The 22,692-nt window shown below is 46.0% G+C and carries 21 protein-coding genes; 15 read left to right on the top strand and 6 right to left on the bottom strand.

Going from position 1 to position 22,692, the window contains the following annotated elements; translation table 11 throughout:
- Window positions 1-517 precede the first annotated feature (517 nt).
- Window positions 518-1,840 (bottom strand): aminotransferase class I/II-fold pyridoxal phosphate-dependent enzyme, encoded by a 1,323-nt coding sequence (locus MAMMFC1_RS05705; RefSeq protein ID WP_174234364.1) that lies wholly within the window; start codon window positions 1,838-1,840, stop codon window positions 518-520.
- A gap of 188 nt (window positions 1,841-2,028) precedes the next feature.
- Between MAMMFC1_RS05705 and MAMMFC1_RS05700 the strand changes: the two genes are divergently transcribed.
- Window positions 2,029-2,817, top strand: a complete 789-nt coding sequence (locus MAMMFC1_RS05700) for a transposase (RefSeq protein WP_126307257.1) — start codon at window positions 2,029-2,031, stop codon at window positions 2,815-2,817.
- Between the two features lie 61 nt (window positions 2,818-2,878).
- On the opposite strand, the gene larAH10 is transcribed toward MAMMFC1_RS05700, so the two are convergent.
- Window positions 2,879-4,180: an NPN-dependent 2-hydroxyacid racemase, LarAH10 family gene (gene larAH10, locus MAMMFC1_RS05695; protein ID WP_126307255.1), complete on the bottom strand. Its 1,302-nt coding sequence runs from the start codon at window positions 4,178-4,180 to the stop codon at window positions 2,879-2,881.
- A gap of 589 nt (window positions 4,181-4,769) precedes the next feature.
- On the opposite strand from larAH10, the gene MAMMFC1_RS05690 reads away from it, so the two are divergent.
- The 9 genes from MAMMFC1_RS05690 (at window position 4,770) to MAMMFC1_RS05645 (ending at window position 13,683) form a co-directional block, all read left to right on the top strand.
- Window positions 4,770-5,396, top strand: coding sequence for a SatD family protein (locus MAMMFC1_RS05690; RefSeq protein ID WP_158618661.1), 627 nt, complete (start codon window positions 4,770-4,772; stop codon window positions 5,394-5,396).
- 175 nt (window positions 5,397-5,571) lie between these two features.
- Window positions 5,572-6,348: a DUF3307 domain-containing protein gene (locus tag MAMMFC1_RS05685; RefSeq protein WP_158618660.1), complete on the top strand. Its 777-nt coding sequence runs from the start codon at window positions 5,572-5,574 to the stop codon at window positions 6,346-6,348.
- A gap of 100 nt (window positions 6,349-6,448) precedes the next feature.
- On the top strand, window positions 6,449-6,751 hold the full coding sequence (locus tag MAMMFC1_RS05680; protein ID WP_126307249.1) for a hypothetical protein: 303 nt from the start codon (window positions 6,449-6,451) through the stop codon (window positions 6,749-6,751).
- A 135-nt stretch (window positions 6,752-6,886) separates the two neighbouring features.
- Window positions 6,887-7,942: an alcohol dehydrogenase gene (locus MAMMFC1_RS05675; protein ID WP_197723923.1), complete on the top strand. Its 1,056-nt coding sequence runs from the start codon at window positions 6,887-6,889 to the stop codon at window positions 7,940-7,942.
- Between the two features lie 653 nt (window positions 7,943-8,595).
- A complete protein-coding gene (locus MAMMFC1_RS05670; RefSeq protein ID WP_158618659.1) occupies window positions 8,596-8,922 on the top strand; it encodes a YkgJ family cysteine cluster protein in 327 nt (108 codons plus the stop codon).
- A 185-nt stretch (window positions 8,923-9,107) separates the two neighbouring features.
- The gene (locus MAMMFC1_RS05665) at window positions 9,108-9,410 is read left to right on the top strand and encodes a zinc-ribbon domain containing protein (RefSeq protein WP_126307245.1); all 303 of its coding nucleotides are present in this window, start codon (window positions 9,108-9,110) and stop codon (window positions 9,408-9,410) included.
- A gap of 156 nt (window positions 9,411-9,566) precedes the next feature.
- Window positions 9,567-10,976 (top strand): DEAD/DEAH box helicase, encoded by a 1,410-nt coding sequence (locus MAMMFC1_RS05660; protein ID WP_269471866.1) that lies wholly within the window; start codon window positions 9,567-9,569, stop codon window positions 10,974-10,976.
- 634 nt (window positions 10,977-11,610) lie between these two features.
- Entirely contained in the window at window positions 11,611-11,817 is a 207-nt protein-coding gene (gene rpoZ / locus MAMMFC1_RS05655; protein ID WP_126307243.1) for a DNA-directed RNA polymerase subunit omega, read from the top strand.
- A gap of 657 nt (window positions 11,818-12,474) precedes the next feature.
- Complete coding sequence (locus MAMMFC1_RS05645) at window positions 12,475-13,683, top strand: ATP-binding protein (RefSeq protein ID WP_126307239.1); 1,209 nt, start codon at window positions 12,475-12,477, stop codon at window positions 13,681-13,683.
- A gap of 202 nt (window positions 13,684-13,885) precedes the next feature.
- On the opposite strand, the gene MAMMFC1_RS05640 is transcribed toward MAMMFC1_RS05645, so the two are convergent.
- The gene (locus MAMMFC1_RS05640; protein WP_126307237.1) at window positions 13,886-14,191 is read right to left on the bottom strand and encodes a helix-turn-helix domain-containing protein; all 306 of its coding nucleotides are present in this window, start codon (window positions 14,189-14,191) and stop codon (window positions 13,886-13,888) included.
- 191 nt (window positions 14,192-14,382) lie between these two features.
- On the opposite strand from MAMMFC1_RS05640, the gene MAMMFC1_RS05635 reads away from it, so the two are divergent.
- From MAMMFC1_RS05635 to MAMMFC1_RS05620, 5 genes are read left to right on the top strand one after another with little or no spacing between them, the layout of a single operon-like run.
- On the top strand, window positions 14,383-14,613 hold the full coding sequence (locus MAMMFC1_RS05635) for a helix-turn-helix domain-containing protein (protein WP_197723922.1): 231 nt from the start codon (window positions 14,383-14,385) through the stop codon (window positions 14,611-14,613).
- Window positions 14,614-14,626: 13 nt separating this feature from the next.
- Window positions 14,627-14,821, top strand: coding sequence for a hypothetical protein (locus MAMMFC1_RS05630; RefSeq protein ID WP_126307233.1), 195 nt, complete (start codon window positions 14,627-14,629; stop codon window positions 14,819-14,821).
- Window positions 14,822-14,839: 18 nt separating this feature from the next.
- Window positions 14,840-15,370 carry an HD domain-containing protein gene (locus MAMMFC1_RS21955; protein WP_232035793.1) on the top strand — a complete coding sequence of 177 codons (531 nt, stop codon included), beginning with the start codon at window positions 14,840-14,842 and terminating at the stop codon, window positions 15,368-15,370.
- Window positions 15,285-15,950 carry an HD domain-containing protein gene (locus tag MAMMFC1_RS21950; protein ID WP_197723920.1) on the top strand — a complete coding sequence of 222 codons (666 nt, stop codon included), beginning with the start codon at window positions 15,285-15,287 and terminating at the stop codon, window positions 15,948-15,950. Before MAMMFC1_RS21955 ends, MAMMFC1_RS21950 begins: the two co-directional genes overlap by 86 nt.
- 14 nt (window positions 15,951-15,964) lie before the next feature.
- Window positions 15,965-16,492 (top strand): hypothetical protein, encoded by a 528-nt coding sequence (locus MAMMFC1_RS05620; RefSeq protein WP_126307231.1) that lies wholly within the window; start codon window positions 15,965-15,967, stop codon window positions 16,490-16,492.
- A gap of 158 nt (window positions 16,493-16,650) precedes the next feature.
- On the opposite strand, the gene clpB is transcribed toward MAMMFC1_RS05620, so the two are convergent.
- The 3 genes from clpB to dnaK form a co-directional block, all read right to left on the bottom strand.
- Entirely contained in the window at window positions 16,651-19,248 is a 2,598-nt protein-coding gene (gene clpB / locus MAMMFC1_RS05615) for an ATP-dependent chaperone ClpB (protein ID WP_126307229.1), read from the bottom strand.
- Window positions 19,249-19,402: 154 nt separating this feature from the next.
- Window positions 19,403-20,419: a DnaJ C-terminal domain-containing protein gene (locus MAMMFC1_RS05610; protein ID WP_126307227.1), complete on the bottom strand. Its 1,017-nt coding sequence runs from the start codon at window positions 20,417-20,419 to the stop codon at window positions 19,403-19,405.
- 115 nt (window positions 20,420-20,534) lie between these two features.
- The gene (gene dnaK / locus MAMMFC1_RS05605) at window positions 20,535-22,406 is read right to left on the bottom strand and encodes a molecular chaperone DnaK (protein WP_126307225.1); all 1,872 of its coding nucleotides are present in this window, start codon (window positions 22,404-22,406) and stop codon (window positions 20,535-20,537) included.
- Window positions 22,407-22,692: the final 286 nt, after the last annotated feature.

Genomic DNA, 22,692 nt, shown 5'->3' with positions numbered 1-22,692 from the left:
ACTCTACCCCCGCCGGAGTCTGGAAGCGGTACCACCCGGTATGGGGACTTGAGGGCTTGGAGGGTGTTTCCGGGTCAGGACAATGGGGATTCCGGGCTCATGCCTGGATTACCGGCGGATTTTTTGTTTTTCCCTTATGACGGCGGTATTCGTTTTTGCTGTTTACCCGGACAGGAGCTAATTTAACCAGGTCTCATAGCCCTGTTTGGCTTTCCAGCAATGGGATTAATAGCACAACTTTGGCAACGGCAATGACAGTGTTATCCGAGCCCAAATTAAGCCTGGTGAGTAGCAAGCCGGCTACCTGTTACATAGGATAGAGTAAAGTTTTCAACTAAACTTCATCATATTTTAGGGGGGAATACATATGGGTTTTGGATGTGGTGGTGGCCGTAACGGTTTTGCTGTAATCGTTATCATCATCATTATTTTGCTACTTTTATTCTGTGATAACGATTTTGAGTCTTGCTAAACCTCACTGCGAATTGCCCCTGTTTAAACGAAACAAAATCGCTGCCTAAACGGCAGCGATTTTGTTTTTTGCCGGAGTACTCCTTTTAGCGAGTTCCTGCTCGGCGCTGACCAACTGGATGCAAAGGGCAACCAACTCCAGAGCCTGCTTTAATTCCGGTAGCGGCGGGAAAGTGGGAGCTATCCGGATATTCTTGTCTTCCGGGTCAAGGCCGTAGGGGAAAGTGGCGCCGGCGCCAGTGAGTACGACTCCCGCTTCAGCCGCCTTGGCGACTACTTTTTTGGCACAACCGGGTAACGTGTTCAGGCTGATAAAGTAACCGCCCCGGGGATTGCTCCAGGTGGCCAGGTTTTTTCCTCCCAAGGTAGATTCAAAAATTGCCGTAACCAAATCAAATTTCGGTTTGATGATGGCTGCATGCCGGCGCATATGGGCTTCAATGCCGGCCGGGTCCTTGAAGAAACGGACATGCCGCAATTGATTCATCTTATCGGGCCCAATCGTTTGTATGATCATCTGCTTTTTCAGCCAGTTAATATTGGTTTCGCTGCCGGCCATCATTGCAATACCGCTGCCGGGAAAGCTGATTTTGGAAGAGGAGGCGAATATAAAAACCCGGTCAGGATTGCCGGCGTTTTTGCAGGCGGTAAGAATGTTCAGCAACCGGTCCGGTGTGTTGGTCAGGTGATGAACGGCGTAAGCATTATCCCAAAATATCCGGAAGTCACTTGCTTTAGTAGTCATTGTTGCCAGACGCTTTACCACTGAGTCGGAATAGGTTATACCGGTGGGATTGCTGTATTTGGGTACACACCAGATACCCTTTATAGTCGGATCGGCGGCTGCCAGTCGCTCTACTTTATCCATATCCGGACCGTCAGCCTGGTAATTAACGGGTATCATTTCGATTCCCAAATACTCACAGATGGCAAAATGCCGGTCATAACCGGGACTTGGGCAGAGAAACCGGACTTGCGGCAGTTTTTTCCAAGGAGTCTCACTCCCCGGCAACTTTTGCAGCATGGCCCGCACAATCAGATCGTGCATCAGCGCCAGACTGGAATTCCCCCCCACAATAACCTCGGCGGGCCTGGCTTCCAAGATCCAGGCACAAAGCTCCCTGATTTCCGGAATACCGTCTATGCCGCCATAGTTCCGGCAGTCTGTACCGTTGGCTGCTCGAAAATCGGTCCGGCTGAGACAATCAATGAGTCCGGCGGTAAGATCCAGTTGTTCCTGACAGGGTTTACCCCGGGACATATCCAGTTTGAGATTTTGTGACCGGACTTTTTTATAATTACGGCTGAGAGTGCTGTAATATCCCGCCAAATCGGAGTTATTCATTCTTTCCAAACTAGTTATTGCCATTTATCATTACCCCTTACTCCTTAAAGCCTTTTTCATAAATAATACGGCGGTAAGCTTTTTTTGGCAACAGGTTTACCCTGAAAAATACCCATGTATTCAAAATACCTGTTGGGCATTAGGCAAGGGGACGGTTCTTTTGACAAAACAACAAAGATATGGCAAGATTATCTCAGAGGTGATTATCCACTATGCCAAGAGCGGCCAGATTACGAAGCAAGACGGGAATTTACCATGTCATGCTCCGGGGAAATGAACGCAAAAATATATTTATTGACGATGAGGATAAGGCCAAGTTTTTAGAATTACTGTTGCGGAAGAAAGATGGCGGGAACTACCTTTTGTACGCCTTCTGCCTGATGGATAACCACGTGCACCTGGTCATCAAGGAAAACCGGCTGAATATCTCGGATCTTATGCGAAGCGTAGGCACGGCATATGCATATTTTTTCAACCAGAAATATCAGCGGGTAGGTCACGTATTCCAGGACCGGTATAAAAGTGAAAACATTGAGGAGGAAAGCTATTTACTGTCTGTCATTCGCTATATTCACCAAAATCCTGCTAATGCGGGGGTAAGTTCACTGGAAACATACCCATGGAGTAGTTATCGCTATTATATCAGCCGGAACCTGTCAATTCTGCCGGAAGTACAGGAAATACTCGAACTTTTTTCGCGGGACATGGCTGCCGCCGCAGCCGACTTTCAAGACTTTCATCACAGTGAAGATTTGAATAATAAATATCTGGACATTGATAGCGGCAGATTGCCTATGAACCAGGAAGAAGTGGGCGGGTACATTGAAAAGTATCTGCGTGATCATAACCTGACTAAACAAGACATTCAAAGGCGTGAGTACATAGCTGAACGGAATCAGCTGCTGCGATGTTTAGCCCGGGACAGCGGCTGGTCAATGCGAAAAATCGCCGACATCACCGGAATTAACCGGGAAGTGGTCCGGAAAGCGTTAAAACAGTAAAAGCGACAATAAAAGCGGCTGACTCAAAACGCAATATCCTATTTAAAAAAGCAGGAAAGCACTACGCATTAGTTTGCACCAATGGCACGGTGTTGGCGGCATGGGGCATGACGGTGATGGTATAATTCTTCCGGCCTAGTTTCTCTGCCGCAATCGTTAAGGCTTCTTCCGCGGTGGTAACGGCGATCATGCCGGCTTTTTTCAGGAAGGCTTTGTTTTCCGGCAGAGTGACAGCAATGAGTGGTAGCTTTTTAGCCGTAAGACCGCATTTTAAGGCAACGAAGCCGGGGACGGTAAAGCCCTGCCGCAAGGCTATTTCTCTGTCCCGAAGCGACTCGTAATTGAACCAGCCGCTGAAATCAGGCGGCTCCATAATATCGCGGCACTCTAACAGTAAAATAATGACGCCGTTTTCCTTTGCGGCCGCAAAAGCATTATCAATGGCCTTTGCTCCTTGATACAGGTTTATATCTTTCGGGAAACCGCCGGCGGAGGCAATGACCAGATCGGCTTGGCTGTTGACCGGTACCCCAAAGATGCTTTCGACCGTCCGGCATCCTTCCAGCCAGGCTGTCTGCCAATGGCCGGCCACAAAGCGGGCGAATTTGCCTTCCGGAGTAAAAACCGCATTTAACAGAAAGGCCGGATTTAGCATGGCCGCCATCTCGGTCATATCTTCATGCATATTATTACAGTCCAACTTACCGGCACCGCAACGGGGACTGATACCTTGGCCAACTACGTCATGCAGGCAAAAGCTGTGATTGCCCTGAATCGTTGCATATCCTGATATACCGGGAATGATGGCTTTACGGCCGCCGCCAAAGCCGGCCATAAGATGGTACACAATGCCGCCGGTCAGAATGACTTTGTCGGCAGCAACGGCATGTTTATTGAGATAGGTTTCCACGCCGCGGGAGGTCTTGCCTACGTAGACAAAATCCTCTTTGGCTGGTGCATGGCTTTGGGCGATTTGGATGCGGCTAACAACTTCCTGACCGTAGACTAATATATTTTCCGCCGCAGTATGATGACGGTGCGCGCCCAGGGCAACAATCAGCTTGATATCCCTGTCCGGTATGCCAACCGCATTTAGTTCGTTAAGCAACGTTGGGAGGAATTGATCGTGTCTGACCCATTGGCGGGTAATGTCACTGGCGATGATGGCTACTTTGTCGCCGGACTTAATAACTGTTTGCAAAGGGGGTGAGCCGATGGGATTGCTGAGCGCCGCGATTACCGCTGCGGGTACATCGGTAATCGCGGCGACAGGTTTGCCCTCTACAATATTTATGATCTGCTCCGGCGGGAGAGATATCTTGATTTCACGGTCACCGAAGCCTAAAGCAAATTCTCTTAGCATTTGTTCACATCCCTATAGGATTCCTTAATGCATTCCATATAGCTAATCATATTACCCACTGAAGGAATATTTCCTGCCAAGTCCGGGAAAAAATGCTTCAAGGAAATTTATGTCGCCGAGGCGTTGAAACGAAGCTAACTGAAGCAATGGCCAAGACTTGATACGGCATTAGAACAGGGAAAACATTAGGAGGCTTTGGGGAATGAAAATCACGGTAGTTGGCTGCTATGGCGCGTATCCGGAAATAAACGGGGCTACTTCCGGATATCTTATAGATAGCAAAGATTGCCAATCTTAGGGAAGTATAGGAGGATATGTGAAGCACGCAGTGCTTGCCCGGGATCAATGTAATTACGTAATTACTATTACATGTTACAACCAGAAGGAGATGTAAGAACTACACAGAAAATATACTATTATGCTACATGACTACATGGAACGCATTAAAGAATTGAATTATATCCGAGTATTAGGAACGCTTCGGCGCTGTCGCTCAACCTCAGCTTATCCTGATACCAGATACCAATTCTTTAATGCGGCGTATATATTACTAATTTGCGACAATTGCCGAGGCTATAGAGGTGTAACCATGATTTATTCTGCAATAATCGGTGATATTGCTGACTCGCGGAAATATGCGGAGCGTAAGGCTATTCAAGAGCAGTTTCGCCATATGATTGACAAAGGCAATCAAATATTTGCAGATGATATTGCCGCAAATTTTGCATTAACCCTCGGGGATGAATTTGAAGTTTTGCTGAGCAATGTTTCCGTAAGCTTAAAAATTGTTGAATTTGCCAGGAAACAAATGCGGCCTTACGAATTGGTTGTTGGCATAGGTATAGGGGAAATTAGCACCGATATCCATCCAAGTTTCGTAAGCTTAGCCGACGGACCGGCATTTCATCGGGCGCGGGAAGCTGTCAAGCAAGCCAAGAAAAGTAGATCAGGCACTTTATTGAAAGCGGACTATGCTGGAACCGGATTAATAAATTCTTTAGCCTTCTTCATCGAATCCTGTGAGAAAAAGATGACTGATAATCAATTTAGAGTTGTTGCTTTGATGGAAGAATTTAATAATCAGAAAAAGGTTGCTGAAAAACTAAACGTAACCCAAAGTACAGTTAGCAAAGCGCTGGCGGCAGCCTCTTATTATGAGATACTCATGGCTAGGACAGAAATTGAAAAATATCTAAAGAATGAATTCCCGGTTTAACAGACCATATTGGCTATGCTTGTTGGCCGGAGCACCTACTCACTCTTAAGGGAATAGCGATAATATATTCACTCTAAAGGCGATAACTATAACATATTCACTCTAAAGGCGATATTATAAGCCGCAGGACTTGCGGACTCGTCAGTATATAAACAGTATAGTTGGAGGAATTCGGTTGACCTGTATAGTCGTAGTCGCGTTGTTGATTTTAGCTCATATTATATCCGACTTTTACTTACAAACCAGCCGGATGGCCAGAGAAAAGAACCTTAGTTCCTATGCTCTTCTGCAGCATACAATAATCGGGATGGGGACGGCTGTTATTCTCACGCTTCCTTACGGCAATTTCTCTTTATTAAAAGTCATAGCAGTATTAGGCCTTCTGCACTTAATCGTTGATAAATCCAGAGCGGAGTTTGATAAACGACACTGCCGGCAAAGATTTGAAAGTCTGCTGGTCGACCAAATGCTGCATTTGCTTGCCATAATTCTAAGCTATCCCTGGTTGAAAGGCATTACCCCCAATTTAGCAATAGTGGATGGTATTGCCCGATATTTTTGGTTTGTGAATTATTATCCGGAAATAAAGCAAATATCGGAATCCCAATTGATAGTGGCCATAACCATAATATGTGCAGTATTGATCAATATTCGAGGCGTGAATTTTATTGTCAGGCTGGCCATCGAGAAATACGGGCCGGACAAGCCGCCTGATATGTATATTTCCAGTGAGTTTATCGGCCGGCTGGAGCGCAGTATCATTCTTATTTTCGTTTTATTAGAGTCGTATAATGCTATTGGCCTGGTATTTGCAGCCAAATCCATTGCCCGGTTGAAGGAATTTGAAAACAGAGATTTTACTCAGTATTATATTATTGGCACCCTTGCCAGTACTTTGGCGGCGATAGTAACCGGTCTTTGTGTAAAGGGTGTGATTATCCTGTTAAGGTAGCGGGGGAAGGTAGCGGTGCGCATAGCAATTTGCAGGAAACTTTCAGCCATTTAGCGAATAAAACTTGGGAAAAAGGAAAAAATAAAAAGGAGTGATCAGGATGGTTGACAATAAAATAGATACAGCAAAGGGTGGTGACCATGGCCATTTTCTCCTAAAAATTGGTGACACTGAAAGATCTACCGAAGAAATTCTTTCGCATATTCGCAGCAATTCCTCCTTACCTATCGCTGCTGTCAAAGCAGGAAAACTTCAACAGACTGCTGATGATCAAAGACAGGTACAGATTGAACTTGTTTTGAAATCTAACGGCGCTAGCCCAGAAGAACTAAAGCATATACTAAACGAATATGGCGGCTGTATGTATCAAATTATTTCAGTGGAAAAAGCAGCACCGAATTAGCAGGAACCCTATCCTTTTCAGCTATAAAAAGCTACAAACACATACAAAAGCTTGCGATAGGCATAAAAATTTGATATAATAAATATTAGTAAATAATATTTATTTGCTAAATAATTATATCGAGGAGAGTTTAAAATGCAAGGAACAATGAAAGCTCTGGTCTATCACGGACCGGAAAACATCAGCTTAGATGAAGTCCCTATCCCGCAGATTATCAAAGACGACGACGCTATTGTCAAAGTAACCACAACGACCATCTGCGGTACCGACATTCACATCTGGCATGGCGGTGTACCAGAGGTCGAAAGCCCTCGCATTCTCGGCCACGAATTTTGCGGCGAGATTATCGAAATCGGCTCAGCAGTTCACAATGTCAAAGTCGGCGACAGATGCGCTATCTCCTGTATCACCCAGTGCGGTGAATGCTTTTATTGTAAGCAAGGGATCTATTCCCACTGCGAAACCGGCAGTTGGATTTTTGGCTACATGATTGACGGTTGCCAGGCTGAATATGTCCGTGTCCCACATGCAAACCTTGGGTGCCATATTATCCCTAAGGAGCTCACCGATGAAGACGTCTTGTGTGTTGCAGACATCCTTTCCACTGGCTATTTCGGGGCTGAAAACGCCAATATTCAGCCTGGTGAAACCGTTTTGGTTTCCGGTTGCGGCCCTGTCGGCATGTGCGCTATGGCTGCCTCTAGGTTGTGGGGCCCCGCGCGGGTTATTGCTGTGGACATCATTCAGGAAAGGCTGGATTTTGCCATAAAAAACGGTTACGCTGACATCGCGCTGAATCCTAAAAACTGCGATATCGTTGAACAAGTCAAAAAGTTGACTTACGGCCGTGGTGCGGACCGCTGCATTGAGGGCGTCGGTGCTGCTCCGACCCTTCAGCTGGCTCTTGACTGTGTCCGGCCTGGAGGTAACGTATCTGTCATCGGAGTATTCGAAAAACCATTTGAATTAGCCATGAACAAACTCTGGATTCAGAACATAACATTAAGCATGGGTCTCGTAAATGCCAATCGCATTCCTTTCCTGATCGAACTTATAAAGACAGGAAAAATCAACATGAGACCCCTTATTACTCACCACGCTCCACTGAACGATATTCTGAAAGGTTACGACATATTTGGAGGCAAGAAAGATAATTGCATAAAATGGGCAGTTACTCCTTATGAGAAATAAGACATTTGTTTCGAAAGCGCCATGGGGACAGTTCTTGTGACATAAATATAACATTGAATTCTGTCGTCGGAACCGTCCCGCAGACAAGTACGGTCCTGCGATAGCAGCTAAAGATACTCTGTTATGCGGCAGTTTGAGGAGTTCATCTGTCAACATGAAAGCAGTATTGATATAGTCTTATCTGCTCAGACTCAACTGCGGCATAATGTATGTTCTGCCGTTAAAATACAAACTCCTGCTGGATCAGGTTGAATGTAGCAGGAGTTTGTATTTTTGTGAAAAAAAACGGTAAACTGAAAATAAAACTAACCGCTTAAACAAGAGGGCAGGTTTTTGTCTTGATTGTATATTAAATAAGCGCAATAACGCAATACGTGACCCTGATTTTCCACATAAACTGTTTGCCGAAGGAACTGTCCCCGTGACAACTAAACGCCAAAAAGAAAGCTAGGAGGCTACAGACAGTTGGCTCTTATTCATGAATAGAGGATTATGAAAATACATATAGAAGATTGGAGAGCAAAGGAGACGGCGCACCTCAATGCTGTTATGATGAGGAAGACTAGTTTTTTCACCCAATTGCTGATAGCGATGTAAGGTGAGAACTATAACTGCGGGCGGATATATTGCACAATTTGAATGGAGGGCTTGCTGTGGAATATTTAGCCGATGAAAACTGGCCATGTGAAGATGTGATAGTCGAAGCATGTAAGAACTGCAATGACAAGGCCTGTTGCAAAAATTTCCTGGTACCGCTTACCCCGCCAGAACGATTGCGTCTTAAAACGTATGATAAATATTTGTGGGAAGAAGGCCCGGATGCGTTTGCAATTTTGGCTAAAAAAGAAAACATGGAATGTTATTACTTAACATCCCAGGGGTGCTCAATCTGGAGTAGTCGTCCTAATGCCTGCCGTGAATACTCTTGTGTGGAGGAAAGCACTTTCCAGATCTCTATAAGGGTTTCAAGTAAAGAATAACATAGTTTTGAAAAAAGGTGCCGTAATGTGCTTTACATTTGCCCGAATGTGTAGTATGCTTGGATAGCCCAAGAAAATTTGCTGGTGCGTTAACCATTTATCCTTCTCAAGCTACTTAATGAGGGAAGTTTTTATGAGTAATTACCATTCACTATTCTGGGTAGAAAAATTGAGGAGGATTCTAAATGAACCAAGACAAAAATTTAACCTGCCGTGACTGTGGCGCCGAATTTGTGTTTACCGCGTCAGAACAAGATTTCTTCGCGGAAAAAGGGTTCACCAACGAACCTGGTCGTTGCCCTACTTGTAGAGCAGCCCGCAAACAACAAAACAATCGTGGTTCCAGTCGCAACAACAACTATCAGCAGCGTGAAATGTATGATGTAACCTGCGCCGCTTGCGGTGTGCAGACCCAAGTCCCGTTCCGCCCTAGCAGTGACCGTCCCGTTTACTGTAGAGACTGTTTCAGTCAAAATAATAGACGATAGGAATTTAACTCCTCTGCTTTGAGTAGGGGAGTTTTTTATTTGACAGGCAATCATTCATAGTCACGTAGTGACAACATTATACAGAAGCAAACACATACTACATCTTGCCGGTGGTAACACTAATTGACACCGGCTATTACGAGGAGGCAATATCGATTGCAAAAATTCAAAGCATTAGGAATTAGTAATGAAATCATTAGAGCACTAAACGAAATGGGATTTGAGGAACCTACACCGATACAACTAGAAGGTATTCCTGTTCTGCTTGAGGGTAAAGACCTCATTGGACAGGCCCAAACCGGCACAGGGAAAACGGCAGCATTCGGCATTCCGTTAATTGAAAAGGTAAAAAAACATCCGGGAATGGTTCAAGGAATTGTTTTAACCCCTACTCGTGAACTTGCTATACAAGTAGCGGAAGAACTGAATAGAATCGGGCAGTTTACAGAGATTCATGCGCTCCCGATATACGGAGGCCAAGACATTCAGCGGCAAATTAAAGCCTTGAAAAGACATCCCCAAATCATCGTAGCGACGCCAGGACGTCTGATGGACCATATGAGGCGTGGGACAATTAAGCTTCAAGACACCCAGATGGTCGTTTTAGATGAAGCTGATGAAATGCTGAACATGGGGTTTATAGAAGATATAGAACAGATTTTAAGCACAACCTCCGATGAACGCCAAACACTCCTCTTCTCTGCTACCATGCCCAGACCAATTCAGAACCTGGCCCAACGTTTTTTACATGATCCGGCCTTAATAAAAATCAAAGCCAAGGAAATAACCATTCCGTTGGTTGAGCAACACTACATGGAAATCAATGACCGCCAAAAGTTTGATGTTTTATGTCGCCTGCTGGATATCCAGTCTCCCGAACTTTCAATCGTTTTCGGCAGGACAAAACGACGTGTTGATGAAGTTTCAGAGGCGCTAAAAAAACGTGGCTATTCTGCTGAGGGAATTCATGGGGACCTAACACAGTCCAAGAGGGATGCTGTCCTACGGCAATTTAGAGAAGGAATTGTTGACATCCTTGTCGCTACTGACGTCGCTGCCCGCGGTCTGGATGTCAGTGGAGTCACTCATGTTTATAACTTTGATCTCCCGCAAGACCCCGAGAGCTACGTTCATCGAATTGGCCGAACTGGCCGTGCGGGACAACCGGGTTTAGCCTTGACTTTTGTAATTTCTCGCGAACTAGAGCATCTTCATTCAATCGAACAAACTACTAAACGCAAAATCCTCCGGATGCCCGTACCGACCATGGCGGATGCGGTAGAAGGACAACAGCGCTTAACAGTAGAAAAATTACTGAATCAAGTCGAAGAGGGAAACTATGACCACTATAAAGGCAGGGCTGAAGAACTCCTTACAGAAATGGATTCCGTCTCTTTACTTGCGGCCGCACTAAAAATGCTTACCAAAGAGTCACACAGTACTCCGGTAAAAATTACTGAAGAGTTGCCAGTACGGGTGCGAACTTATGGTGGAAACAGAAGACCGTCCAATGCAAAAAAAGTAGTCCCGAAAATCACACCGCGTAATAACTCCTGGAAATATTAACTTTTATTCTCAGAGATATATTTGGGTTTTTCATTGCTGAAGCTATGATGCAGTGTCGAAGCTAGATATAACAGAACTAGCGAAGTGCCATAGATGCTAGAACTTATGAGATGCCATATGTTGCCATGCTGGCGAGACCACAACGAGGATAATAAGCCCGACCAAGGAAAGCAATGCTCCTAGACCATGCGTTACCTCATTTAATCTCTCTTCCATACAAGCCTCCAGCCCGGATCAATTAATTAGTTTGCGCCTAATCATAGACAGCTATGTCTCAATTATAACACGCAGCCGACAAACAATATAAATTTTAGGATAATTTAAGAAATTCCATTGGCATGAATACTGAAAAATAGTAAAATTGACGGGTAAGAAATTTTATGGTACAATTCTTGAAAAGAACTTAATATAATTTTAGTGCTTATTGACGAGTACTAACTAAATATAAAATTTTTACCGCTACGGGGATAGAAGATTGGGTGTGCCGAATCACACTCGCCGGCATATGCCGAATATCCACCGAGGCGGTTTTTATATCGAAAAAGATCATCTAAAAGGGATTAAGTTATAAAAAAAGGATCACATAAGGGGGAACTAGAAGAACGAGCGGAATAGATTTTAAAGGAGAAATTGTATGATTAATCCGTCGTTGGAGATTTTATTGAAAAAAGCCGATTGCAAATATGCTCTGGTAATATTTGCCGCCAAACGGGCCCGCGAAATTATAGATGGAAAAATTGCGTTAATTGAAAGTGAGTCTAATAAACCGGTTACAATTGCCTTAGAAGAAATAGCTCAGGGTAAGATTGGTTATGAACAGACCAAGACCGGCATTAAATAAAGTTAATTTAAAAACAGGGGACAGGTGGAATGTTATTGATATATTGATATAAAAGAATTGGTAGAAGCGAGGGACGTCAGAAATTGTTATAGGGACGGTTCTGCTGACACCTGAAACTTGTTGTTACAGACAAAATGCTCAATTTGCATTTCTGCGCAAATAAATTACTTTGTCAGACGAACCGTCCCCCGTGACATCCCCCATGACAACTTAGCAGATAGGTGGAGAGAAAGATTGCGTTCTTACCCGGGGAGGTCTTGCGAGGCACGAAAGACATCGAGGTAATAAATCTGGTGCACGTGGAGTTAATGTTGCTGTCTGGGGGTGGGATTATAGAGGTTGTTGGGTAAGAAATATGGGATCATACCTAGCTGTGGGAAAACTCTTGCTGCTCAAACGTTATCCTCGGAAATTGGTATTCCAATGGATTTGGAAAGCTTGAAACAGAGTCCCTGTCCCCTGATTTTTACGACGGAAGTTGAGCAGCGATTTGAGGCGGCGATAGAAGAACTTGCATTATTTAGGCGTGATAATCCATAGCTGTTTTTTATATACATTTGTCGATATGGATATAAAAATATATTTTGGTTATAACCATAAAAACTGTTGATTTTTTTATATTAATTAGATTATATTATTTGGAAGGAGGTGGTCGCTATGCTTATAAGGCAATCTTACATTGACCAAATCACGCCGTTTATTGATATGCCGTTAGTAAAGATTTTAACTGGGGTCCGCCGTTGTGGAAAGTCAACCATTATGTTGATGCTTATGGATGAGCTTAAAAAGAGGGGAATATCCGAAAACCGTATAGTCCGCTTTAACTTCGATACCTTGGAATGGCAGAATACGGATGTGAAACAAGTATTTGAGATCATCAAAGATAAACTTGTTCCAAGTGAACGGACGTATTTATTTTTGGATGAGATCCAAGAAATAGAGCATTGGGAACGGCTGGTCAATACCTTCATGGAGGAAGCCGAATACAATGTTGATATTTTTGTCACAGGGTCCAACTCCAAAATGATGTCCTCAGAAATATCGACCTATTTGACCGGACGATATATTTCATTTCGCATACATCCGCTTTCCTTTGCGGAGTATTTAGTGTTTAGGAAAGAGTACGGCGAGCTTGCCGATCTCTCCAAGGAATTTTTAAGATATATTGAATACGGCGGTTTCCCTGCCGTTCATCTTAAACCACTTACCTTGGATGAAGCCTATGTCATCGTGAAAGATATTTACAACACTACCATTTTCACCGATATTGTGAAGCGGAACCAAATACGGAAGGTTGACCAGTTGGAGCGTATTGTGAAGTTCGCTTTTGATAACATTGGCAACACCTTTTCGGCAAACTCCATAAAAGGCTTTTTGGAAAGTCAGAACCGGAAAATCGATATTGAAACGGTTTACAATTATCTTTCAAAACTGGAAGGTGCCTATATTCTCAATAGGTGTTCGCGTCAGGATTTGCAGGGCAGAGAGATTCTGAAAACGCAAGAGAAGTTTTATTTAGCGGACAACGCCTTCAAGCACGCTGTTTTAGGATATAAGCAGGATGATATATCTCAGACGCTCGAAAATATTGTATATTTAGAACTTCGACGGCGCGGGTATGATGTTTATGTAGGTAAACTTGATACAAAAGAGATTGATTTCGTTGCCGAGAAGCAAGGGAAAAGCATCTATGTTCAGGTCGCCTATCTCTTAGCCGATAAAAAAACGCAGGAACGGGAGTTTGGAAATCTACTCCAAATCGAAGATAACTTTCCTAAGTTCGTGGTCAGCATGGATGATGTCGATATGTCCCACAAGGGGATTACACATTTGAATATCAAAGGTTTTTTGTTGAATAGCTGGTAAAGATAAGCCACCAATCCTGACACCTGAAACTTGTTGTTACAGATAAAATGCTCAATTTGCATTTCTGCGCGCAAATAAATTAATCTGCCAAGAGAACCGTCCCTCTGACAAAAACACTATCTAGATTTGCTTAGGAATTTACTGAATAGTAATACTTATTAATTTTTTGTTCAACAATATTGTATAAAAGATAGGCGAAGGTTTACTCCTTGCCCATGGCTTCTAATAGTTTTTGCAGGTATTCTTGCTGTTCGGGGGTCAGTTTCTTCGCCGTTTCAAGCAACCGACAAAGTTCCGGCGCAAGTTCCGACTTCTCCTCGGTAAAAAAATCGGCAAGGGTGATGCCGAGACCGGCACAAATTCGCTCTAATGTTGGAATAAGCGGCATCTTTTTGTTTCGTTCTATGTCACTCAGATAAACTCTGGAAATGCCAGCTAAATGAGCTAATTCATTTAGTTTAATCCTTTTTAGTTCTCTAACCTCTCGAATCCGGGAGCCTATCTCCATTACATACCTCTTGATGTTAATCTAATAGTTTACATTTATCATATTTCAAATAGTAAGTAAGGTCAAGATTTTCTATGCTTTTGGTAGATAATTGCCAATAAAATTAAATTATAGTAATTTATCAGATTGCTTATAATTTGATTTTTATAATCTATTAAATTACAATGAGAGTAGGCGAGGTGATGTTCTTTGTGATAAAGCTAACCATCAAACGAATCCGCTGTGAAAAGAAAATGACGCAGCGGGAATTGGCTTTGGCTGTCGGTATTACAAGAGAATATCTGTCTGCCGTGGAAAATGGGCAAAAGGTTCCTTCGCTCGCGCTTCTGGGGAGTATTGCAATTGCTCTGGGAGTCAGTGCAACCGAGTTGTTAAGCGAGCAACCAGGCGCCGCAAACCGGTCGATTGATTGCAAGAAATGAGGAGGAAAGAATAATGGCATCCTTTTGGTACGTCTCCGATGGGGAGGTCGAAGCTTTCAGTGAGCAAGAGGTCGACTGGAAAAATTCCGCCCTCGTTATCGCTCCTTCACCTGAAGATGCGCTAATCAAGGTTATGCAGTATAATCAAGGAATTATAGATCGTGTCGAGTTGATCTATAACGGCAGAGCCGTGGTGGCAATAGTTTGATTCTAAAACTAGTTGGATATGATGGAGCTAGCTGGTAAAGTATATGATGTAATAACTGATCCCAATAATATTCATCCTACAATTAAAAGTCTTATTCCCGAAATTGAACGTGAGGATGAGAGGCGATATTGGCGTCGTGTACTTAGAGTAGCGGCTCTTTGCCATGATATTGGGCATTTGCCCTTTTCTCATGCTGCTGAGAAAGAGTTATTATCATCCGGAAATCATGAAACACTTACTGTCGAATTGATTCGTAGCCAGGAAATGAGAGAAATCTGGGAGTGTATGACACCTCCGCTTCGAACTCAGGATATTGTAAAACTAGCTGTTGGACCTAAAGAATTAAGAAATGAAACTTTTACAGACTGGGAAGCTATTCTTGCAGAAATTATTGTCGGTGATGCTTTTGGGGTGGACCGCATGGATTATCTTCTCCGTGATTCTCACCATGCGGGAGTAGTTTATGGAAAATTTGATCATTACAGGCTTATTGATACGCTTAGATTATTGCCAAAGGAAGAAGATGGGTCAATTTGTTCTTGGTGTTGAGGAGGGTGGCTTACATTCTGCGGAAGCAATGCTTCTTGCACGGTACTTTATGTATGTTCAGGTCTACTTTCATCCCGTTAGAAGGGTTTATGATATACATTTAAAAGACTTTTTGAAACAGTGGCTTAAAAACGGAAAGTATAAAACTGATCTTGAATCTCATCTGAAAATGACTGATAATGAGGTCACGGCAGCTATTCTTAAGGCTGCACGCTCGTCTTCTCAGGCAGGGCACGATTCAGCTTCACGGATAGTGAACCGAAATCATTTTAGAGTACTTTATCAACGGAACCCTGAAGATGTATCTAAAAATCCAGAAGCGGCTTTCTCCATTTTTGAAGCAACTGAGAAAAAATTTGGAATTGATTTTGTTCGTTTAGACAGTTACAAACAGAAAGGTAGTTCGGTAAATTTCCCTGTAATCACACGAGATAATCGGATTATACCTTCTATAACATTATCTGAAACCCTTCAAAGAATTCCAGTTGTTGCTGTAGACTATGTATATATTTCGCCTCTTTATCGGAAAGAGGCTGAGCGGTGGCTTGAAAAACAAAGGGAGAGTATAATTAAGATTTGATAGGAGGATGTTCTGTGAAAAGGTTGCAAAGAACTGCACTGATGCTTTCTTTAATGAAAAAACTTAAAAATAGAGGGAGTTGGTGCGGTGAAACTCATATTCAGAAAGCTGCCTTTTTTCTACAAAAGCTTCTGGAAATACCATTAGGGTATGATTTTATATTATATAAACATGGCCCATATTCATTCGATTTAACTGAAGACCTCACTGCGATGAGGGCTGATGGGTTGGTAAAGATGGTTTCGCAACCCTATCCTTACGGTCCTACGATGGTAGCTAAAGATACTCCTGTTATGCAGCAGTTTGATGAGTTTATTAGTCAATATGAAAGTAGTATCGATTTCGTTGCTGAAAACCTTGGTGGCAAAGGGGTTGCCGAACTCGAACGATTGGCAACGGCTCTTTATGTAACATTGGAAGATGGGACGAGGCTGGTAGAGGATAGGGCAAAAAGGGTAAATGAATTAAAACCACACGTAAGTATAGATCAGGCACTCGAAGCAGTTAAAGAAGTTGATCAACTAAAAACTAAGTTACAATAACCATTTCTACCATATAAAGATGATTTATCAAATTTAAATCGGATTTAAACTTGCCTATAATCTGATAAAAATCAAGAGACAAAGAGGGGGACATCTCAACAATGATCCCCTTACTGTTTTGTTAGCAGCAAGGGGACCAATTTTTTACCTATATAATTTCACACTGTCTCCGGTTCCAGCATCACGTCAATTGTAATCTTATCCCCTTCGGCGCTCAACTCCACATGGCTGCCTTCCGGCACTTCGCCTTTGATGATCTTTTTGCTGAGTTCGGTTTCCACCAGGCGGCTGATGAGCCGTTTTAGCGGTCTGGCGCCGAAGTTGGGGTCGTAGCCTTGTTTGGACAGGAGTTCAAGGGCCTTGTTGTCCCAGGACAGGCTGATATTAAGCTGCTTCTTGAGGCGTTTATCCAGATTCTTGAGCAGGATGGCGGCAATGTCGGCCACTTGCTCGCCGGTGAGGGCGTTGAAGACGATGATGTCGTCGATACGGTTGAGAAATTCGGGGCGGAAGTGGAGTTTCATCATATCCAGGACCCGCTCTTTGGCTACGGCGAAATCGTTGTTGAGGATTTCCTGCGAGCCGATGTTGGAGGTCATGATAATGACGGTGTTCTTAAAGTCCACGGTGCGGCCTTTACCATCGGTCAGGCGGCCGTCTTCCAGGATTTGCAGGAGAACGTTGAAGACATCGTTGTGGGCTTTTTCCACTTCGTCGAGGAGAATGACGCTGTAGGGGCGGCGGCGCACGGCTTCGGTGAGTTGGCCGCCTTCGTCATAGCCGACGTAGCCGGGAGGCGCGCCGATGAGGCGGGAAACGGTGTGTTTCTCCATGTATTCGCTCATATCGATGCGGATCATGCTGCGCTCGTCGTCAAAGAGGACTTCGGCCAGGGTTTTAGCCAGCTCGGTTTTACCGACGCCGGTGGGGCCGAGGAAGATGAAGGAACCGATGGGACGGTTGGGGTCCTTGATGCCGGCGCGGGCGCGGATAATGGCTTCGGTGATGGCGATGACGGCGGTGTCCTGGCCGATAACCCGTTCGTGGAGGATGGATTCCATGTGGACCAGTTTTTCCCGTTCGCCGGTAAGCAGCCGGGTGACAGGGATACCTGTCCAGCGGCTTACAATTTTGGCGATATCGTCTTCGTCCACTTCTTCTTTGAGCATAACTTTATGGGAACGTTTTTCCGCCAGCAGGTTTTCCTCATTTTTTAATCGTTGCTCTAATTCCGGTAGACGGCCATACTTGAGTTCGGCCAAACGGTTCAGGTCGTAGCTGCGTTCGGCCGCTTCCATTTCCGTGCGGATGCCTTCGATATCTTTTTTGAGGTTGCGCAGGCGGACGATGCCCTGTTTTTCCATTTGCCACTGGGCTTTCAGGGAGTCGGCCTGTTGTTTCAGGTTGGCCAGTTCCTCGTGGATATGGCTAAGTTTTTCCTGGGAAGAGGGGTCGGTTTCTTTCTTGAGAGCCTGTTCTTCTATTTCCAGTTGCATGACGCGGCGCATGGCTTCGTCCAGTTCACTGGGCATGGAATCAATTTCGGTCCGGAGTTTGGCGGCCGCTTCGTCCACCAGGTCAATGGCCTTATCAGGCAGGAACCGGTCGGAAATGTAGCGGTCGGACAGCACGGCGGCAGCCACCAGGGCGGCGTCTTTGATCCTGACGCCGTGGTGGACTTCGTAGCGCTCTCTGAGGCCTCTCAGGATGGAGATGGTGTCTTCCACCCCCGGCTGGTCTACTGTGACCGGCTGGAAGCGCCGTTCCAGGGCGGCGTCTTTTTCAATGTGTTTACGGTATTCATTTAATGTGGTAGCGCCGATACAGCGCAGTTCACCGCGGGCCAGCATGGGTTTGAGGATGTTGCCTGCATCCATGGCGCCTTCGGCGGCGCCGGCGCCGACCACGGTATGGAGTTCGTCAATGAAGAGGATGATTTTGCCTTCGGATTTGGTGATTTCGGACAGTACGTTTTTCAGGCGTTCCTCGAACTCGCCCCGGTATTTGGCGCCGGCTACTATGGCTCCCATGTCGAGGGAGTATACTATTTTGTTTTTCAGGCCTTCCGGTACGTCGCCGGCGATAATGCGCCGGGCCAAGCCTTCAACAATGGCTGTCTTGCCGACGCCGGGCTCACCGATGAGCACCGGGTTATTTTTGGTGCGGCGGGACAGGATTTCCATCACCCGGCGGATTTCTTCGTCCCGGCCGATCACCGGGTCCAGCTTGCCTTGGCGGGCCAGGTCGGTGAGATCGCGGCCATATTTATTGAGGGCCTGCATACTTTCCTCCGGGTTGTCGGAGGTAATAGTTCTGCCGCCGCGGAAATCGTTGATGATTTGGATAATGCGGCTGCGGGACAGGCCGAATTCGCGGCAGGCACTGACAACGTCGCTGTCGCCGTCCTCGACAATAGCCAGGAGAAGGTGCTCAACGCTGACGTATTCATCCTTCATGGATGAGGCTTGTTTTTCCGCCAGGGCCAGCACCCGGACCATGGCTGTATTCATCCTCAGACCGGTATCCTGGCCCCGGACAGAAGGAATATTCTTCAGAAGTTGTTCCAGCTTAGCCTGGAACATTGGGGGCTGTATATTAAATTGAGATAAAATATAGGCGATAATACCTTCGTTGTCTTTTGTCAGCGCCAGCAAGAGATGGCGAGTGGTCAACTCCTGGTGGTAGTTCATAGCTGCCAGTTGTTGCGCTTCTTGTATTGCTGCCGAGGCTTTCTGAGTGAATTTGTCCTGGGCCATTGTAATAACCTCCTTTAAGTCTGGAACTGCTTATAAACCGTCATCTGCGTTGTTGCTTCTGCGTGCTTCACTCCAGCGTACATCCCAGTACGCTTGCGTTCCAGTACTCGTCGCGCCTGGCATCTGACAGTTTCTAAGCAGTTCGTGGCTATAGTTAATCAGCTTTCGCGGTTTGGCGCAGTTCGTGGATTTTGCGGTAAAGCTCCCTTTCTTCTTCCGACTGGTCTTTAGGAATATCAATGCGGATTCTGAGGTAGAGGTCGCCGAAAGTTCCGCCGCCTTTGGGCAGGCCTTTATTCTTTAGACGCAGTCTTTGCCCCGCGTGGACGCCGGGCTGGATTTTGAGCTGAACCTGACCGTGGGGCGTGGGTACTTGCACTTTATCGCCAAGCACGGCCTGGTCGGGGTAAATCATGAGATCAGCTTCCAAATCGCTGCCGTCTATCTGCCAGGAAGGGTTCTGTGCGGCCCGGATGTGCAGATAAAGGTCGCCGGCCGGTCCGTCGCCGTAGCCTTTGCCGCCTAAGCCCTTAAGCCGGAGGGATGCCCCCGGATAGAGTCCGGCGGGTACCTTTACCTTGACGGTTTTGGTATCTTCCGTTACTCCCGTACCGCCGCAGGCCCGGCATACACCCCGCTGGGTGACGCGTTGCCCTTCACAGGCGGCGCAGACATTGGGGGCGGACAGGTACATTTCTTTTTCCACCCCGTGAATAAGCTCATCTATAGTCAGGCTGATTTCCGCGTCCACGTCTTCCCCTTTGCGGTTGGCCCGGCGCGTTCTGCCGCCGCCTTGACGGCTGCGGGCAAAGTCCTGACCGAAAATATTGGCGAAGAAGTCGCTGAAACCAAAGCCGCCGAGATCAAAATCAGAAGGTCCCTGGTAGGTATAGGTGTAACCGCCGTCCATATTGGACGGATCGAAATTAAATTCATCGCCGGCTTTCCAGTTCATGCCCAGTTTGTCGTACTTGGCCCGTTTATCTGGGTCACCCAGCACTTCATAGGCTTCATTGATAAGTTTGAACTTTTCTTCCGCTTCCGCCTTGGCGTCACCCTGATGCAAGTCGGGGTGATGCTTACGGGCCAGTTTGCGGTAAGCTTGTTTAATTTCCTTGTCGGATGCGGTTTTGGGAACGCCGAGTGTTTCATAATAGTCAATGTACTTCATACGCATCACCCGCCTTGTCATTTTCGGTTGTTGCTAAAGCCCCATCTGCGTTGCCGGCACTGCGGGAGCTCCCGCGCCGTACTTTTTACAGTACTGTCGTGGGAGCTTACTCGCCTTACTCGTACTCAGCGTCGATTACGTCGTCATTCCGCTTGCTTTCATTGCCGTGATCATTCATTTGGTTTTGTCTGGGTTCTTCGGGCTTGCACTGGCAAGCCTGGCTGTAGGCCTGCTCCAATTCTTCCTTAACTTGCCGCAGTTTATTCATGTCGGCGTTATCGTCGACGGCCTGTTTGGCCGCCTCCAGTGCGGCAGTCAGGCGTCCGCTGACATGGGGCGGCAGGGTTTCACCCTTTTCGGTCACGAAGCTGCGGGCCTGGTAGGCCAGAGAATCTATTTCATTTTTCAGCTCGATCTGTTGCCGGCGTTTTTTGTCTGCTTCCGAGTACTGTTTCGCATCTTCTACCATGCGGTCAATGTCGGCCTTATCCAGGTTGCTGGAACCGCTGATGGTGATGGACTGCTCTTTGTTGGAAGCTTTGTCTTTGGCGCCTACGGTCAGGATGCCGTTGGCGTCAATGTCAAAAGTGACTTCGATCTGCGGCATACCGCGCGGCGCCAAAGGAATGCCGGTTAATTTGAACCTGCCGAGGGTACGGTTGTCACCGGCCATGTCCCGCTCGCCCTGAAGAACGTGAATTTCTACTTCCGGCTGGTTGTCTTCGGCGGTGCTGAAGACTTGACTGCGGCGGGTGGGGATGGTGGTATTGCGTTCGATGATTTTGGTCATGATGCTGCCCAAGGTTTCTATACCCAGGGATAGCGGTGTGACGTCAAGGAGGACCACATCTTTGAGTTCACCGCTCAGTACGCCTGCCTGGATGGCGGCGCCGACAGCCACAACCTCGTCCGGATTAACGCTTTGGTTGGGGTCTTTGCCGGTCAGGGCTTTGACCAGACGCTGGACAGCGGGGATACGGATGGAGCCCCCCACCAGGATGACTTCGTCTATATCTTTGGCCGACAGTTTGGCGTCAGCCAGCGCTTTTTCCACGGGAATACGGCAACGTTCCACCAGGCTGTGGGTAATTTCGTCAAATTTCGCCCGGGTCAGTTTGGCTTCCAGGTGTTTCGGGCCGCCGCCGTCAGCAGTGATGAAAGGCAGGTTGATAGTTGTTTCCGTAACTGCCGACAACTCAATTTTAGCTTTCTCCGCCGCCTCGGTAAGACGCTGCAGCGATTGGTTATCCTTTAAGAGATCAATGCCGTTATCCTTTTTGAATTCGGCCGCCAGCCAGTCGACGACAGCTTTGTCGAAATCGTCGCCGCCCAGGTGGGTATCGCCGTTGGTGGATTTTACTTCAAATACGCCGTCGCCAACTTCCAGAATGGATACGTCGAACGTACCGCCACCCAAGTCAAACACCAGGATGGTTTCATTTTTTTTCTTATCCAGGCCGTAAGCCAAAGCGGCGGCTGTAGGTTCGTTAATGATTCTGAGCACATTGAGTCCGGCGATACGGCCGGCGTCTTTGGTAGCTTGACGCTGGGCGTCATTAAAATAAGCCGGCACCGTAATGACCGCGTCAGTTATTTTCTCGCCCAGATACTTGCCGGCGTCATCCACCATCTTACGCAGTACTTGGGCCGATATTTCTTCCGGCGCATACTGCTTATCGTCCACAGTAAATTTGAGGGTGTCATCCGAGCCTTGAACCACTTTATACGGCACCAGCTTCATTTCGTCGGAAACTTCATTGAAGCGGCGACCGATGAATCGTTTTACCGAATAGAATGTTTTTCCGGGGTTTAAGACAGACTGCCGTTTGGCTAACTGGCCGACAAGACGCTCGTTATCACGGAATGCAACGACTGACGGGGTAGTTCTGCCGCCTTCCACATTGGCGATAACCTCCGGCCGTTCTCCCTCCAAAACGGCAATGACCGAGTTGGTAGTACCTAAATCAATGCCCACTACTTTTCCCATAATTTGCGCCTCCTCTTATATAGAATTATGTGTTAGACCTTACGGGAGTATTCATGAGTTTACAAGTTTATATTACCAGAAAGTAATTATTAATTAAAAACAGAAAAATCATTAAAATAGGCTGTTTTTGGCTGAAATATCCATTCTTCGCATACGATGTCCCGGATTCATAGGGAATCTATCTATTTTTGACTTTTTGACCTTTTTTGACTTTTTGGTAGCAAAATTTAAATAATTTTTGCGGGACAACACAAATAGTCTACCCCATGTCCGGTCATTTACAAGT

Source organism: Methylomusa anaerophila, from assembly GCF_003966895.1.
Taxonomy (GTDB): domain Bacteria; phylum Bacillota; class Negativicutes; order Sporomusales; family Sporomusaceae; genus Methylomusa; species Methylomusa anaerophila.
This window is presented reverse-complemented; position numbering and strand designations above follow the sequence as displayed.

Bases quoted from the DNA above. Each gene is read 5' to 3' on its own strand.
- MAMMFC1_RS05705 (WP_174234364.1), bottom strand. From the start codon at position 1,840: ATGGCAATAACTAGTTTGGAAAGAATGAATAACTCCGATTTGGCGGGA.
- MAMMFC1_RS05700 (WP_126307257.1), top strand. From the start codon at position 2,029: ATGCCAAGAGCGGCCAGATTACGAAGCAAGACGGGAATTTACCATGTC.
- larAH10 (WP_126307255.1), bottom strand. From the start codon at position 4,180: ATGCTAAGAGAATTTGCTTTAGGCTTCGGTGACCGTGAAATCAAGATA.
- MAMMFC1_RS05690 (WP_158618661.1), top strand. From the start codon at position 4,770: ATGATTTATTCTGCAATAATCGGTGATATTGCTGACTCGCGGAAATAT.
- MAMMFC1_RS05680 (WP_126307249.1), top strand. From the start codon at position 6,449: ATGGTTGACAATAAAATAGATACAGCAAAGGGTGGTGACCATGGCCAT.
- MAMMFC1_RS05675 (WP_197723923.1), top strand. From the start codon at position 6,887: ATGCAAGGAACAATGAAAGCTCTGGTCTATCACGGACCGGAAAACATC.
- MAMMFC1_RS05665 (WP_126307245.1), top strand. From the start codon at position 9,108: ATGAACCAAGACAAAAATTTAACCTGCCGTGACTGTGGCGCCGAATTT.
- rpoZ (WP_126307243.1), top strand. From the start codon at position 11,611: ATGATTAATCCGTCGTTGGAGATTTTATTGAAAAAAGCCGATTGCAAA.
- MAMMFC1_RS05645 (WP_126307239.1), top strand. From the start codon at position 12,475: ATGCTTATAAGGCAATCTTACATTGACCAAATCACGCCGTTTATTGAT.
- MAMMFC1_RS05640 (WP_126307237.1), bottom strand. From the start codon at position 14,191: ATGGAGATAGGCTCCCGGATTCGAGAGGTTAGAGAACTAAAAAGGATT.
- MAMMFC1_RS05630 (WP_126307233.1), top strand. From the start codon at position 14,627: ATGGCATCCTTTTGGTACGTCTCCGATGGGGAGGTCGAAGCTTTCAGT.
- MAMMFC1_RS21955 (WP_232035793.1), top strand. From the start codon at position 14,840: ATGATGGAGCTAGCTGGTAAAGTATATGATGTAATAACTGATCCCAAT.
- MAMMFC1_RS21950 (WP_197723920.1), top strand. From the start codon at position 15,285: ATGGAAAATTTGATCATTACAGGCTTATTGATACGCTTAGATTATTGC.
- clpB (WP_126307229.1), bottom strand. From the start codon at position 19,248: ATGGCCCAGGACAAATTCACTCAGAAAGCCTCGGCAGCAATACAAGAA.
- MAMMFC1_RS05610 (WP_126307227.1), bottom strand. From the start codon at position 20,419: ATGAAGTACATTGACTATTATGAAACACTCGGCGTTCCCAAAACCGCA.
- dnaK (WP_126307225.1), bottom strand. From the start codon at position 22,406: ATGGGAAAAGTAGTGGGCATTGATTTAGGTACTACCAACTCGGTCATT.